Below are 13,999 nucleotides of genomic sequence, written 5' to 3'. Positions count from 1 at the left end.
GGAAACCTTAATGAACTAAGATACGTCTAATAGAAATAAGAATTTGAATCTTAAGAAGGGGAAGTTTATGAAGAAATTTTTAAGTATTTTGTCAGTGTTAGTGGTTCTAATTATCGGAGTTTATTTTATTTACACTTCTGAACCTCCATCACCGACTATTACCGTAGGCGGCAAAAATATAGCATCAGCACAAGGTTCTTATTGTTGGCGGGGACTTTTAAACGGTAAGTGTGTTGATATGGTTTCTCCCCCAGAGATTATTAGAGAGTCTGGTCTTAAACCTATTATTGTATCACCTGAAGCTCAATTGAAAATCGAATTTAGAAACAAGCCTAAAGAAAATTCATTGGGAGTAAATATATGGGTTAGTGATCAAGAAACAGAGGTTGTCCCATTAAATGGTAACGTTTTGATCGTACCAAAAGAGAAAGGTGTATATGTATACGATATTTTCGCAGGATGGGAAAAAGGGAGTTCTAGTTATGCTTTTGTCATTGAAGTTCAATAGTATACCCTTAAGCTTCACAAATCCATAAGGCAAGTAAATTATAGAGTAAATACCCTGGGATAAACGGGGTATTTTTTATTTGAGGTTAATGTTTAATGTATTATTTTACCAGATGAGGAAATATTAAATAAGAATTAAAGTTAAAGATGTTGAGAAAGGAATGGATGTATGAAAAGGTTATTTGTAGTGGTTATGATAATCGTAGTGTTATTAGTTACAAGCGGCTGTGGACCCCCAACACATACTACTGTAGCTGATATAATGGCAAAAGGTCAGTCCGGTGATTGGGTAAGATTTTACTCAGCTAGAGTCATAGATATTAACTATAGCCCTATTATGCAGCAGACAGGCTTTTATCTAGGAACAGATGGTACAGGGGATTATGTTACTGCAATAGCTGCAAACGCTGTAGTTCAGAGTGGATTAGAAAGAATACAAGCTGAGGAAAGTGGACTAACGGTGAAAATCTATGGCAAGATGACTGACCATGATGTCCTAGGAACCCTTATATTCATCCATGAACTTGAGGTTATTGATAACCCAGGTTGGTAAATGGAGTTGCATTTTTTTGTTAATACACAATAACCATGGCCACTAATTAGTTGCCATGGTTATTGTGATTACTTATACAAAGGTATTTTCAGTATTAGCTAAAAAACATTTCCCCCATACTTTATAATCATTTTGGCAGAAGACCTGGCTTCCATTAAAACTTCATGAACTGTATCACGGTAAAATTTCTCTAACTTATCGTCTTTAATACGACATGCCATTGTAGCATATGCTCCTGCAGCCAAATTAACATCCTTGTAATAGTCGTAAAGCATATCTATATCGTTCATTATCAAGCTCCTCCTAACCTATCCAAATGTTTCCGCATATCATCAGTTTTCTTTTTCAGTCGAATTGCTTTTTCCTGAAAAAACTCTCGAATATCCTTTTCCTTAGCTAAACCCGCGTATAGATCTAGTTTTTTACTAATTACCTCATTTTGAGAAATAGTACTTATAAGAGTTATTTCATCATTTGCTTTGTATAGTGAATGAATATCAGACAAAGGCACTAATGAACACCTACCTTTTCAAAGTTTGATGATCTTATTTGTTAGTTATTATTTACCCATATTCAATTATATATTTAGTAAATGATAAGATTAAATCTCTATATTACTTATTTAACAATCACTACACATTTTATATAATAAGTTGTATTATCAAGATGTTAAATATTAAATAAATACTTTCATAATTAGCAGCAAGTGGTAGTATCTAAGAAATAGGGAGTTGATTTTATGAACCATTATGAGTTCTACTGGGACAGCTTTGATAATCTTAGAATGTTTGCTCAAGTTTGGGAGCCTGTAGAAAACAAAAAGGTTACTGGGGTAGTTACTTTGGTACATGGCTTAGGTGAACATAGCGGAAGATATGCAAATGTGGCAGCTTCCCTGGTAGGAAGGGGTTTTGCAGTAGTTGCTTTTGACCAGCGAGGTCATGGGAAATCCCAAGGAAAAAGGGGTCATACACCATCTTATGAAGCCTTGATTAAAGACGTTGAAGATGTATTACAAATAGCTCTAAAAAAATTTCCTGGGATACTATACTTTCTTTATGGTCACAGTTTAGGGGGAAATATAGTCATAAATTATGCATTGCGCTTAAAACCAAATATCCATGGTGTAATCGTTACAAGTCCCTGGCTAAAGATTATCTCAGAACCCTCCTCAAATCTACTATACTTTGTTAGACTGTTAAATAAGGTATGCTGTCCTTTAACCCAAGCAAATGGCCTTAAAGCACAATTACTATCCCATGATCAAAATGTAGTAGATGATTATATAAATGACCCATTGGTGCACAACAGAATTTCAATGCGTCTTTTTATAACTGCCCATGAAGCTGGGAACTGGGCTTTGGAAAATGCTAATGAGCTTACCACTCCAATGCTGTTAATGCATGGCGAAGATGATCAGATTACTTCTCCAGATGCTAGCAAAGAATTTGCTGAGAAAGCAGGAGATTATTGTACATTTAAAATCTGGGAAGGTCTCTATCATGAACTTCATAATGAATTGATTAAAGATAAAATTCTAAAATTTATGGGAGATTGGTTGAAAACTAGATTATGACTCCACATGCTAGTCTTCTTCCAGAGGCACCTGCAGGTTGGGTTCTGTAATCATCTGGACTTTCATGAATGATAACTGACCTCTCAATAATATCAGCAACCTTAAACCTACTAGTGAAAAATGTCATTCTTGCCAAACCCCTATTTGAAAATAAAACAGGAAAATCTCCTGCATGATTCCCATGGGGTTGATTATCAGGATTCCAGTGCTCACCTGCTGCCAGAAATGGATCTTCTGGATTTCCTACTCTACAGTTCCCAAATTCATGAATATGGAAACCGTGGGGTCCTATTGGTGGTTGCCCAGGAACTCGACTAAAAGGTGGAAGACCTATTACTTCTACTGAAACTTCTGTTCCAGCTGGAACATCTCTAAAGGTTACAGTTCCCCTTATGGCGGGGGCCAAAGGGCCTCCCCTCATTCTTGCAACTGCAGTTCTTTCCGTGCGCCCACGTGAAAAATGTGGTATTTGCCCAGGTTTTTCATTTTTACTCGACACTTTTATACCTCCTAAACCTCTAAATAAGGCAAAATATATTATTATTTCATACATAATATGCAATAATAGGAGAAAGTGCCAGTTTTTAATAAAGAATACTTGTTATCCTGTACAAATTTCCATTTTTCCCTTTGCACCATACCTGTGGTACAATGTGGTACAATAAGTGGTAAAGTACTTGGTAACGGTACAATTGTCAATGCTAAGTTTTATTAAGGGGAAGACATATATGAGAAATTTTATTACTTTAAAGAACTTTTTTTTGGAGAATAAAAAAGGATATTTGATTGGTGTCTGGTGGTTAATTATTACTAATATACTACAGGTTTCCATCCCAAGGGTTTTAGGGCTTACTGTTGATGTAATTGCCGAAGTGAATTCGGTAAATTTACTATTTACATATATTTTACTAATTATATTTATTGCTATTGGACTGGCTATTTCTCGGTATTTGTGGAGAATATATGTGGTGGGAATAGCTCGCAAGCTAGAATATTACTTGAGGAATAGGATTTTTGCACATTTGCAGACTTTAGATCCTAAGTTTTATGATAATCAGAAAACAGGAGATTTAATGGCTTTAGCTTCAAATGATGTGGTTGCTGTAAGGATGACATTTGCTGGTGGCGTTGTCATGGTAGCAGATGCTGTAATAATTACCGGTTTTGCAGTTGCTGTTATGATTATTACTATCGACCCTCTTTTAACTTTACTTGCCCTTGCTCCTTTACCTATTATAGCCTTGGTAGTAACAAGATTTAATAAGCTTATCCATGAAAGATTTAAGGTTGTTCAAGCTGCCTTTGCGTCTTTAACGGACAGGGTGCAGGAAAACATATCTGCCATTAGAGTGGTAAAAACCTTTGTGCTAGAGAAGAGTCAGATTAAAAAGTTTAATAAAACAAGCAAGAATATTATTGATACAAACATGAGATTAGTTAAAGTTTCAGGTTTTTTATATCCTTTTATTCAATATCTGGCAAGCATAAGTTTCCTGATAGTTCTTGGTTATGGAGGATTTCTTGTCTTAAACGGGAGGATAACCATTGGTGATTTTGTTGCATTCAATGGATATCTAATGATTCTTACCTGGCCAATGATGGCTATAGGGTATGTTATCAATATTCTTCAACGGGGAACTGCCTCTATGGCAAGGATAAATGAGCTTTTAGATGAGGAACCTGAGATTAGTGACCATAAAAACGTTGATATGTCTATTAAGAATATTCAAGGTACAATTCAGTTCAAAAACCTAAATTTCACTTATCCTGGTTCTTCGGAAAAGGTATTAAAGGATTTTTCTCTATCTGTTGAAAAGGGTGAGACTGTAGCTGTATTTGGTAGAACCGGTAGCGGGAAATCCACTATTACTGACTTATTACTGCGTATGTATGAAACAGATAAAAATACTCTTTTCATAGATGAAAAAGAAATACATAAAGTTCCCATCCAGATATTAAGACGGTATATTGGCTACGTTCCTCAGGACAGTTTCTTGTTTTCCGCAACAATAAAAGAAAATATTGCTTTTGGAAATCCAGAAGCATCCATGGAACAGATTGCCCAGGTTGCAAAAGCTGCTGTAATTTATGATGACATCATGGCATTTCCTGAGCAATTTGAAACACTCGTGGGAGAACGGGGTATTACTCTTTCGGGGGGACAGAAACAGAGAATTGCTATAGCTAGAGCACTTTTGGTTAATCCATCAATCTTAATTTTAGATGATAGTCTATCAGCAGTAGATACGGCAACAGAAGAGAACATTCTACAGTTCTTAGAAGATTATAGAAAGAATAGAAGTACGATTATTATATCCCATAGAATTTCCGCTGTGAAAAATGCAGATAAAATTATTGTTTTAGATGATGGCGAGATAGCACAGCAAGGAAAACATGATGCGCTCTTAAAGGATAGCAGGGGCCTCTATAATCGGATGTACCAGATGCAGCTTTTAGAGGAAGAAAGGTCTGAGGGTGGTATTGATGCGTAAAAATAGCTTATCTGAGGAGACTATTTCGGGAAAGATTTATGACTGGGAGTTAATTAAGAGGCTTTTAAAATATGTAAAACCTTATTGGGCATATATTACATTTTCCTTAATGCTCTTAATGATTGTTTCAGGTGTTGTCTTGGCAAGGCCTTATATTGTAAAAATTGCCATAGATGATCATCTTCTTGGTGATGGGAATTTCAATAGTATTATACAGCTAGTTATCCTATATTTTACTTTGATCACCATTAGTTTTGCTGCTAATTTTATCCAGAATTATCTTCTAAACCTAACAAGTCAAAGAATTATGTACGACATAAGAGAAGAAGTTTTTAGCCATCTACAGAGCTTATCCCTTTCATTCTTTGACAGAAACCCAGTTGGTAGACTTGTGACCAGGGTTGCTAATGATACAGCAAATCTAAATGAAATGTTCACAGAGGTTTTAATAGGATTAATTAAAGACTTTATGATTGTAATTGGGATAGTAATTGTTATGTTGCAGCTAGATGTAAGATTAGCATTAATTAGTCTTATATCACTACCATTAATTTTACTGGCAACTAATATTTATAAGAGAGTTGCTCAAAAGGCTTTTCAAGAAGCTAGGGTGAAATTAGCTGCCCTTAATTCATCCATTCAAGAGAATGTAATAGGCATGAAAATTGTTCAGATATTTAACCAACAAGAAAGCAGATTTAAGGAATATAAAAGTATAAACAAAGAGCATTACAACGCTGAATTAAAAGCAATTAAAGCCCATGCGTTTTTTAGACCTGCAATGGATATAATTTACTTTTTTATCGTTGTGCTTCTAATCAGGTATGGAGGTGCTGGGGTAATCCAGGAAACTATTCAGTTGGGAGTTTTATATGCATTTATTAATTATACTGAAAGATTGTTTGAACCAATCAATGATATGACCCAAAAGTACACTCAGCTACAAAGTGCGGTTGTTTCTTCTGAAAGGATCTTTATGCTCCTAGATGAAAAGGAAGACGTCTCAGATCCAACTGCTCCTGCACATATACAAGATTTGCATGGAAGGATAGAGTTTAAGAATGTTTGGTTTGCCTATAAAAATGAAGATTGGGTTTTAAAGGATGTAAACTTTGAGGTAAAAGCTGGAGAAACAATAGCGCTAGTTGGTCCAACGGGCTCTGGAAAAACAACAGTTATTAACCTGTTAAATAGGCTTTACGATATTCAAAAAGGGGAAATCTTAGTAGATGGTTTACCCGTCAAAGATTTGAAACAAGGAGAATTAAGGAGTAATACTGCTACTGTGATGCAAGATGTTTTCCTTTTTTCTGAGAATATAATTTCTAATATCCATCTTGATTCTAATAAGATTACGGAAGAAGAAGCAAAAAAGGCTGCCGTTCACGTAGGCGCAGATGAGTTTATAAGGAAGCTTCCTGAAGGATATTATCATCAGGTTAAGGAAAGGGGAGTTACGCTATCTACTGGACAAAGACAGCTGATTGCCTTTGCACGTGCCCTTGCATTTGATCCGAAAATCCTGATACTTGATGAAGCTACCGCCAATATTGATTCCCAGTCAGAGGGTCTCATTCAAGAGGCAATGGAAAAACTCTCAAAAGACAGGACTACCATCGTTGTAGCCCATAGATTATCCACTATCCAAAATGCAGATAAAATATTAGTATTTCACAAGGGACGGCTTGTGGAAATGGGAAACCATCAAGAACTTTTAAGAAATCGAGGAATGTATTACAAATTATACCAACTGCAGTAACAAGGGCAGTAACAAGGGGATGTTTCGCTTGTCACCTTTTTTTGCCCAAGCCTGGCCCAATGCCGGGCTAATTTCTTGATAAAAACTTCGCAAATATTATATTTACAGCGAAAATGCAATATAGTATAATCTTAATAATAAGATTCTGTTTCGGAGGGGATATATATGGGTGCTATTACCCGGAGAGATTTCATGAAAAGAACAGCAGCAGCTACTGCTATAACAACTGCTGCACTTACAGGTGTTGGCAAAAAATCTGCATTAGCAAACGGCCCAAAAGGTCAATATGCTTCAGTAGTAGATATGACTAAATGTGATGGGTGTAAGGGTTTAGATGTACCGCAATGTGTTACTTCGTGTCGGACAAAAAACCAGCATAGATATCCTGAGCCAATTGAGAATATTCCAGAATATTGGCCTCAGAAAAAACACGAAGACTGGAGTAAAAAGAGAGACTTAACTAATCGTTTAACACCATATAATTGGATTTTTGTTCAGAATGTTCAAGTGAAAAAGGATGGAAAAACTCATGAATTATCAATACCCAGAAGATGCATGCATTGTGATAATCCTCCATGTGCAAAGATGTGTCCATTTGGAGTAATAGAAAAAACTAAGGAGGGAGCAGTTTCCATTGATCATAACTTCTGTCTAGGTGGTGCTAAATGTAGAGATGTATGTCCCTGGGGTATACCTCAGAGGCAGGCAGGGGTAGGTATTTATTTAAAAGTTGCACCAAAACTTGCTGGAGGAGGGGTTATGTTTAAGTGTGACCTGTGTCAAGACCTTATTGTAAAAGGAGAAAAACCTGCTTGCGTCAATAGCTGCCCCAGAGATGCTATGGCCTTTGGGTTAAAAGATGAAATGATAAGCTACGCCAATGACTTGGCAGGAAGAATAGGTGGTTATACTTATGGTGATACGGAAAATGGAGGGACCTCCACTATTTATGTTTCTCCAGTATCATTTGAGTCAATTGATGATGAACTGAAGAAACAGGAGGCTATTCCTAGAATGCATAACCCTGAGAACCCCCTTGATTCATTAAATGGGATGGGTAAGGCAATGCTACTTGCTCCTGTAGCAGGTGTGTTTGCAGCAGGCATTGCATCCTATAAAACTATGAAAGGAGAGAGGTAAATGGGTGAAAAGATATTAACTAAACAGAATAAAGTTAAAAGACATTCACTTTCTGTGATTATTGTTCATTGGTCTGTTGCAATATCTACCTTTTTGCTTTTCTTTTCAGGAATTGGCCAAATGCCCATGTATAGACGTTACGGTCTTGTTAATGTACCTGGCTTTTCCTGGGCTGATAATTTTGTTATAAACAGTCAAATCCATTATGCAGCAGCAATATTATTAATACTTGCGGTTGTGTACCATATTGTCTATCACATGAGCTTGAAACAATTTGATATCTTTCCTAGAAGGGGAGATTTGAAGGAATCCTATCTGATAGTAAAGGCTATGCTTGGATTTGGTAAAGAGCCTCCTTCAGATAAATACCTAGCTGAACAGAGATTAGCCTATTTTTTCATCGGAGTAAATCTTCTAACTTTAATTATCACAGGTGTGATTAAAATATATAAAAACTATAACGTTGGAGTTAACTATGATTTTATGACTTGGGTTACTGCACTTCACAATCTTGCAACATTCCTTTTACTATTTGGCATAATGGGTCATTTAGCAGCTTTCATTTTTAAAGAAAATCGTCCTCTTTTACGGGGAATGTTTACTAGCAAGGTAGATTTAAATTATGTGAAACACCGCCATGGTATATGGTACCAGAAACTAAATAAATAGGGTGACAGGGGGACGTTTCGTTTGTCATGTTTTTAAATTCTCGAAATTTCAGAGATCCTAGAAATCTCCAAGCCTATAAATGATATTATTACTAAACTTAGAAGAAGGATTAGTAGAATGTTTATAGAAATAATCCATAAGTGATTACACTTGTTTTTAAATTTAAATAGGGGGAGATATGATGGCCAAAAAAACAGTTCAAATTAATGCTGCTTTAAAGGAGAAGTTTGTAATTGACTTGGAAGCAAGGAATTTTAAAATGAAAATTGATCAGCCAGTAGCTATGGGGGGAAACAATGAGGGGCCTACGCCGCTTGAGTATTTCTTCTTTTCTCTTGGAGGTTGCATATGTACTGTTGGTAGAATTATGGCGAATCAAAAGAGAATTGACTTAAAGGGTATTGAGGTTAGAGTAGAAGGAGATTTAGACCTGGACGTCTTACTGGGTAAAGATCAGTTGCAAAGAGCGGGTTTTCAAGACATTCGTATTTATACAAAGATTGATGCCCCTATGACTAAAGAAGAAAAAGAAGCTTTTCTTAAAGAAATTGATGCTCGTTGTCCTATTTCTGATAATGTTGAACATTCTTCACCAATTAAACTATTAATAGAAGAATAGTTTAACAAATAATCAAGGATGTAAAAGTCAACCCAATTGGTTGGCTTTTATATTTGAAATTGCAACACTAATATTATATATAAATATGGCATTTAATAAATATACCATAAATCAGGATAAAAACTTGACAACATTATTGTAAGATATTATACTATTTTTAGTAGTAAAAGTTATTAATAGTGAAAATAATATACTATAGGAATGTAAATTCAGTATTTTATTAAGGGTGATTAATGTGAGGTCTAACGGGAAAGAAGGAATTTATTTTATAAGTATAGCTGCAAGATTAGCGGAGGTTCATCCACGAACATTGCGAATCTATGAAGATGAAGGTCTGATCAGTCCAAAAAGAACGGCTGGTAATACTCGACTTTATTGCGACAAAGATGTGAAGAAGGTAAAGTATATTAGGTTTTTGACCCAGGATAAGGGTGTAAACCTTGCAGGTGTAAAGATGATTTTCGAATTGATGGAAAGATTGGGCGAATGGGAAAAGTAATTTTCATATTATGGGGGTGATTAAATTGGATTATAAAGACTATTATAAAATTATTGGTGTAGATAAAAAAGCTAATGAAAAAGAAATTAAAACAGCCTACAGGAAGCTTGTTAAGCAATATCACCCTGATAAAACCAAGGGCAATAAACAAGCAGAAGATAAGTTTAAAGAAATAGCAGAAGCCTACGAGGTATTAAGTGATTCAGAAAAACGACAGAAATATGATGAATTGGGAGCTAACTGGGATAGATTTAGCCCAGGCAGTAATTACCAAAAGGCTAACACCAACTTTTATGGCTACTCAGGTGGTGCAAGAAATGGAAGTCGTCAGTTTTATTCAAATATGGGTGGCAACGATACTGACTTTAGTGAATTTTTTAACGCATTTTTTGGAGGCTACGATGACATGAATGGAAGTGGTTTTGGAGGTTCTACAAGAAGGAATAGATCCTTTGCAGGAAGGGATCTTGAATCTGAGATAAGGCTTTCAGTTGAAGAAGCATACAACGGAATTACTGCTCAGGCAAATGTGCAGGGCAGTATGTTGAAAATCAAAGTACCTCCTGGCGTAAAAGAAGGACAAAAAATAAGAGTAGCAGGTAAGGGTGAAGCTGGCGAAAGAGGTGCCAAAAGTGGAGACTTATACTTGGTGGTACGAATTAATGAACATAAATTATATAAACTAGATGGTACAGACATAAACGTAAATGTCCCAATTTCCCCAAGTGAGGCGGCCCTAGGAGCAAAAATACAAGTGCCTACTCCAAAAGGCAAGATCAGTCTAACAGTTCCTCCTGCAACTAGTTCGGGCAAAGTCTTAAGGTTAAAAGGAATGGGATTAGGTAATGAAAAGAATAAAGGTAATCTGTTGGTGACCCTAGATGTGGTTATTTCTCCAGATTTAACGAGTAAGGAAAAGGAGTTATACAAACAGTTACAAGAGATTAATAAGTTTAACCCGCGGGAAAAGCTACTTTAATTTCAGAAGACAGAATTAAAAAAACAGAAAACCACAATATAAACAGGATTCTTTATTCAGGTGGAGTTTCCCAGGATTAGTTCAACTAGAGTTCAGGGAAAGTCACCTGAACTAAGTTTCACTGAATGACTCCATCTGAATATTATAGAACGAAACTTGCCAACTTGTTTGGCGTAGCTGAGCTAATCCTTTAGGGAAAACCGTTATCCAGGGGCTTAGTACCACTTATCTCCCACTACGCCAGTAGTTGTTTTTTACAAATGCGTAGAAATACCAGTACAGAGCCGCCAGTAGTTCTAGCATTGTGTTCTTTACAATTCGTAGAAATACCAGTGCAAAGCAAGAGGTGGGGAGTCTTAGTGGTAGTTAGCCATCGGATAAAATAAGAATCTGAAAAGGGGTGAGATTATGAGAATGGATAAATTTACAACGAAAGCTGCAGAGGCGTTACAGAACGCTTACAGTTTAGCTGAGGAGATGCAGCATCAGCAGGTAACGCCAGATCACTTATTAGTAGCTCTTACTGAGCAAAAAGAAGGAGTAGTTTCCAAGATATTTTCAGGATTAGAAGTAAACCCAGCACAGTTTGTCCAGGAGTTAAATGTTAGTTTAGGGAAAGAACCTAAGGTTCAAGGCGGTATGGAGGTTTATCCAAGCCAATCCCTGCGTCAGATCTTCGACGAAGCATGGAAAGAAGCTGTCAGCATGAAGGATGAGTATTTAAGCACAGAGCATCTTCTTTTAGCAGTAATAAAAAAGGCTCCAGGTGAAGCAGGTCGTTTAATAAAGCAAAAAGGGATAAATAGAGATAAGATACTTCATGTGCTGCAAAATATTAGGGGTAGCCAGAGAGTCACAGATCCTAACCCAGAAAATAAATATGAAGCATTATTAAGGTTTGGTCATGATCTTACCGAACAAGCACAAATAGGCAAGCTTGACCCTGTGATAGGTAGAGACGATGAAATTACTAGAGTTATCCAAGTCTTATCAAGAAGGACAAAAAACAATCCAGTCTTAATTGGTGAGCCAGGGGTAGGGAAAACAGCGATTGTTGAAGGCTTGGCACAGAGGATGGTAGAAGGTACAGTTCCCGAAACTCTAAAGGATAAAAAACTTATTGTTTTAGATATTGGAGCAATGGTTGCAGGAGCAAAGTACAGGGGAGAGTTTGAAGACAGATTAAAAGCAGTACTAAAAGAAGTAAAAGATGCTGAAGGCGATATAGTTATGTTTATTGATGAAATCCATACTCTTGTGGGTGCTGGTGCTGCTGAAGGGGCAGTAGATGCCGCTAATATGCTTAAGCCAGCTCTAGCTAGAGGAGAGCTCAGATGTATTGGAGCAACAACATTAAATGAATACAGAAAACATATTGAAAAGGATACAGCTTTAGAAAGACGATTCCAACAGGTTTATGTGGGAGAGCCTAGTGTTGAGGATACTATAGGTATTTTAAGAGGACTTAAAGAAAAATATGAGGTCCATCATGGGGTGCGCTTAAAAGATAGCGCTTTAATTGCAGCGGCAACCCTTTCTCACCGCTATTTAACTGAAAGGTTCTTACCAGATAAAGCTATTGACCTTATTGATGAAGCCGCCTCTAAACTGAGGATTGAGATTGATAGTATGCCAGGTGAGATTGACTCGATTGAAAGGAAAGTGAGACAGCTCGAGGTTCAGGTGGAAGCATTGAAAAAAGAAAATGATCAAGGTAGTAGAGAACAATTAAATTTAATTCAATCTCAAATTGCTAACTATAATGAAGACCTTTCTGGGAAAAAGGCTCATTGGGCAAATGAAAAAGAAATAATTCAAAAAATACGTAGTATTAAAGGGGAAATTGATAAGGCGCGAATAAAAGAAGTGAAAGCGGAAAGAGATTTGGAATTGAATGAGCTTGCTAAAATTCGCTATGGAGTTCTTCCCCAACTTGAAAAGGATTTGGAAAAAGCCAATGGACAACTGGCCGAAATTCAGAAAACTTCAAAAATGTTAAAAGAGGAAGTAGATGAAGAGGATATAGCAGAAATAGTTTCTAAATGGACTGGAGTTCCCGTTAGCAGAATGCTTCAGGGAGAAATACAAAAGCTACTTAAAATGGAAGAGTTGTTACAACGAAGGGTAGTTGGACAGGATGAAGCTATTGAGGTTATTGCTAACTCTATTAGACGATCTAGGGCGGGTGTTTCTGATCCTAACAAGCCCCTTGGTTCCTTCATATTCCTTGGCCCAACAGGTGTAGGGAAAACAGAGCTGGCAAAGGGTTTAGCCCACTTTCTCTTTAATGATGAGAGAGCAATGCTTAGGTTTGACATGAGTGAATATATGGAAAAACACTCAGTATCAAGACTTGTTGGTGCTCCCCCGGGATATGTTGGTTATGATCAAGGCGGACAGCTTACTGAAGCAGTTCGTCGTAGGCCGTATTCTGTAATTCTTTTTGATGAGATTGAAAAAGCTCATACTGATGTTTTTAATGTTTTGCTTCAATTGCTAGATGACGGGCGATTAACAGATGGCCAAGGGCAGACAGTAAACTTTAGAAATACGGTTATTATTATGACTTCAAATCTAGGAAGCCAATATTTCACCCAGGTCGAAGATCCAGCAGCTTTACATGAAAGAATAATGGATACATTAAAAGGCCATTTTAGACCTGAATTTCTTAACAGAATTGATGAAATTGTTCTATTCCATCAACTATCGAAGGAGCACATAATAGACATAGTTGATATTCAAATACAACTTTTAGCCGAAAGAATTAAAAGCTTAGGATATGAACTTAAAGTATCTGATGATACGAAGACATTTCTTGCAGAAAAGGGTTATGATACAGTATATGGAGCAAGGCCTTTAAAGCGATTAATACAACGTCTTGTAGAAAATCCACTATCAATAGCAGTTCTTGAAGGAAAATACAATGCTGGAGACACAATTAATGTTAATATAGGGGAAAATAAACAGATAGTTCTTGTCTGAAAACTAAGAAATGGCATTCTCTTTTAGAGGTGCCATTTTTAAATTTTAACTAATATTACAAAACTTGTTGGTGATACCTGAAAAATTCACTTGCGGTGTGGTAATATATAATAAGTATATAAGGTTACATATTTCAGTAAAAGGAAAACTAAAAAAATAGATATATTCAAAAAATCCCAGATGCAGTTATGGATACCTATATATCGTAGCTCTCTTAAAATGCG

Annotated in this window: 14 protein-coding genes; 11 read left to right on the top strand and 3 right to left on the bottom strand. The window is 36.4% G+C overall.

The window, feature by feature from the left end; genetic code table 11:
* The first annotated feature begins 67 nt into the window (after positions 1-67).
* Together APF76_11210 and APF76_11205 are read left to right on the top strand one after the other, a co-directional pair.
* Positions 68-508: a hypothetical protein gene (locus tag APF76_11210; GenBank protein KUO50272.1), complete on the top strand. Its 441-nt coding sequence runs from the start codon at positions 68-70 to the stop codon at positions 506-508.
* 168 nt (positions 509-676) lie between these two features.
* Complete coding sequence (locus APF76_11205; GenBank protein KUO50271.1) at positions 677-1,060, top strand: hypothetical protein; 384 nt, start codon at positions 677-679, stop codon at positions 1,058-1,060.
* A gap of 98 nt (positions 1,061-1,158) precedes the next feature.
* Here the strand turns inward: APF76_11205 and APF76_11200 are convergent, their stop codons facing one another.
* Both APF76_11200 and APF76_11195 read right to left on the bottom strand, forming a co-directional pair.
* Entirely contained in the window at positions 1,159-1,350 is a 192-nt protein-coding gene (locus tag APF76_11200; protein KUO50270.1) for a hypothetical protein, read from the bottom strand.
* A 2-nt stretch (positions 1,351-1,352) separates the two neighbouring features.
* Positions 1,353-1,571 carry a hypothetical protein gene (locus tag APF76_11195; protein ID KUO50269.1) on the bottom strand — a complete coding sequence of 73 codons (219 nt, stop codon included), beginning with the start codon at positions 1,569-1,571 and terminating at the stop codon, positions 1,353-1,355.
* Between the two features lie 228 nt (positions 1,572-1,799).
* Between APF76_11195 and APF76_11190 the strand changes: the two genes are divergently transcribed.
* Positions 1,800-2,636, top strand: coding sequence for a lysophospholipase (locus tag APF76_11190; GenBank protein KUO50268.1), 837 nt, complete (start codon positions 1,800-1,802; stop codon positions 2,634-2,636).
* On the opposite strand, the gene APF76_11185 is transcribed toward APF76_11190, so the two are convergent.
* A complete protein-coding gene (locus APF76_11185; protein ID KUO50386.1) occupies positions 2,626-3,105 on the bottom strand; it encodes a superoxide dismutase in 480 nt (159 codons plus the stop codon). The two genes, APF76_11190 and APF76_11185, sit on opposite strands and share 11 nt — an antisense overlap.
* Before the next feature lie 259 nt (positions 3,106-3,364).
* Here APF76_11185 and APF76_11180 point away from each other — a divergent pair, with 259 nt between their 5' ends.
* The 8 genes from APF76_11180 to APF76_11145 all read left to right on the top strand — a co-directional run bounded on the left by APF76_11180 (position 3,365) and on the right by APF76_11145 (position 13,775).
* A complete protein-coding gene (locus APF76_11180; GenBank protein KUO50267.1) occupies positions 3,365-5,128 on the top strand; it encodes a hypothetical protein in 1,764 nt (587 codons plus the stop codon).
* Complete coding sequence (locus APF76_11175; protein ID KUO50266.1) at positions 5,121-6,887, top strand: hypothetical protein; 1,767 nt, start codon at positions 5,121-5,123, stop codon at positions 6,885-6,887. Before APF76_11180 ends, APF76_11175 begins: the two co-directional genes overlap by 8 nt.
* Positions 6,888-7,052: 165 nt before the next feature.
* The gene (locus APF76_11170; GenBank protein ID KUO50265.1) at positions 7,053-8,027 is read left to right on the top strand and encodes an oxidoreductase; all 975 of its coding nucleotides are present in this window, start codon (positions 7,053-7,055) and stop codon (positions 8,025-8,027) included.
* Positions 8,028-8,696 carry a hypothetical protein gene (locus APF76_11165; GenBank protein ID KUO50264.1) on the top strand — a complete coding sequence of 223 codons (669 nt, stop codon included), beginning with the start codon at positions 8,028-8,030 and terminating at the stop codon, positions 8,694-8,696.
* A gap of 181 nt (positions 8,697-8,877) precedes the next feature.
* A complete protein-coding gene (locus tag APF76_11160; GenBank protein KUO50263.1) occupies positions 8,878-9,315 on the top strand; it encodes a hypothetical protein in 438 nt (145 codons plus the stop codon).
* 226 nt (positions 9,316-9,541) lie between these two features.
* A complete protein-coding gene (locus tag APF76_11155) occupies positions 9,542-9,814 on the top strand; it encodes a hypothetical protein (GenBank protein ID KUO50262.1) in 273 nt (90 codons plus the stop codon).
* Between the two features lie 10 nt (positions 9,815-9,824).
* On the top strand, positions 9,825-10,793 hold the full coding sequence (locus APF76_11150; protein ID KUO50261.1) for a hypothetical protein: 969 nt from the start codon (positions 9,825-9,827) through the stop codon (positions 10,791-10,793).
* A gap of 408 nt (positions 10,794-11,201) precedes the next feature.
* A complete protein-coding gene (locus tag APF76_11145) occupies positions 11,202-13,775 on the top strand; it encodes an ATP-dependent chaperone ClpB (protein ID KUO50260.1) in 2,574 nt (857 codons plus the stop codon).
* Positions 13,776-13,999 lie beyond the last annotated feature (224 nt).

The organism is Desulfitibacter sp. BRH_c19 (assembly GCA_001515945.1).
Lineage (GTDB): Bacteria > Bacillota > DSM-16504 > Desulfitibacterales > Desulfitibacteraceae > Desulfitibacter.
The sequence above is the reverse complement of the archived record's forward strand: the minus strand, read 5'-3'. Positions and strand labels throughout refer to the sequence as shown.

Bases quoted from the DNA above. Each gene is read 5' to 3' on its own strand.
- APF76_11210 (KUO50272.1), top strand. From the start codon at position 68: ATGAAGAAATTTTTAAGTATTTTGTCAGTGTTAGTGGTTCTAATTATC.
- APF76_11205 (KUO50271.1), top strand. From the start codon at position 677: ATGAAAAGGTTATTTGTAGTGGTTATGATAATCGTAGTGTTATTAGTT.
- APF76_11200 (KUO50270.1), bottom strand. From the start codon at position 1,350: ATGAACGATATAGATATGCTTTACGACTATTACAAGGATGTTAATTTG.
- APF76_11190 (KUO50268.1), top strand. From the start codon at position 1,800: ATGAACCATTATGAGTTCTACTGGGACAGCTTTGATAATCTTAGAATG.
- APF76_11180 (KUO50267.1), top strand. From the start codon at position 3,365: ATGAGAAATTTTATTACTTTAAAGAACTTTTTTTTGGAGAATAAAAAA.
- APF76_11175 (KUO50266.1), top strand. From the start codon at position 5,121: ATGCGTAAAAATAGCTTATCTGAGGAGACTATTTCGGGAAAGATTTAT.
- APF76_11170 (KUO50265.1), top strand. From the start codon at position 7,053: ATGGGTGCTATTACCCGGAGAGATTTCATGAAAAGAACAGCAGCAGCT.
- APF76_11165 (KUO50264.1), top strand. From the start codon at position 8,028: ATGGGTGAAAAGATATTAACTAAACAGAATAAAGTTAAAAGACATTCA.
- APF76_11160 (KUO50263.1), top strand. From the start codon at position 8,878: ATGGCCAAAAAAACAGTTCAAATTAATGCTGCTTTAAAGGAGAAGTTT.
- APF76_11150 (KUO50261.1), top strand. From the start codon at position 9,825: ATGGGGGTGATTAAATTGGATTATAAAGACTATTATAAAATTATTGGT.
- APF76_11145 (KUO50260.1), top strand. From the start codon at position 11,202: ATGAGAATGGATAAATTTACAACGAAAGCTGCAGAGGCGTTACAGAAC.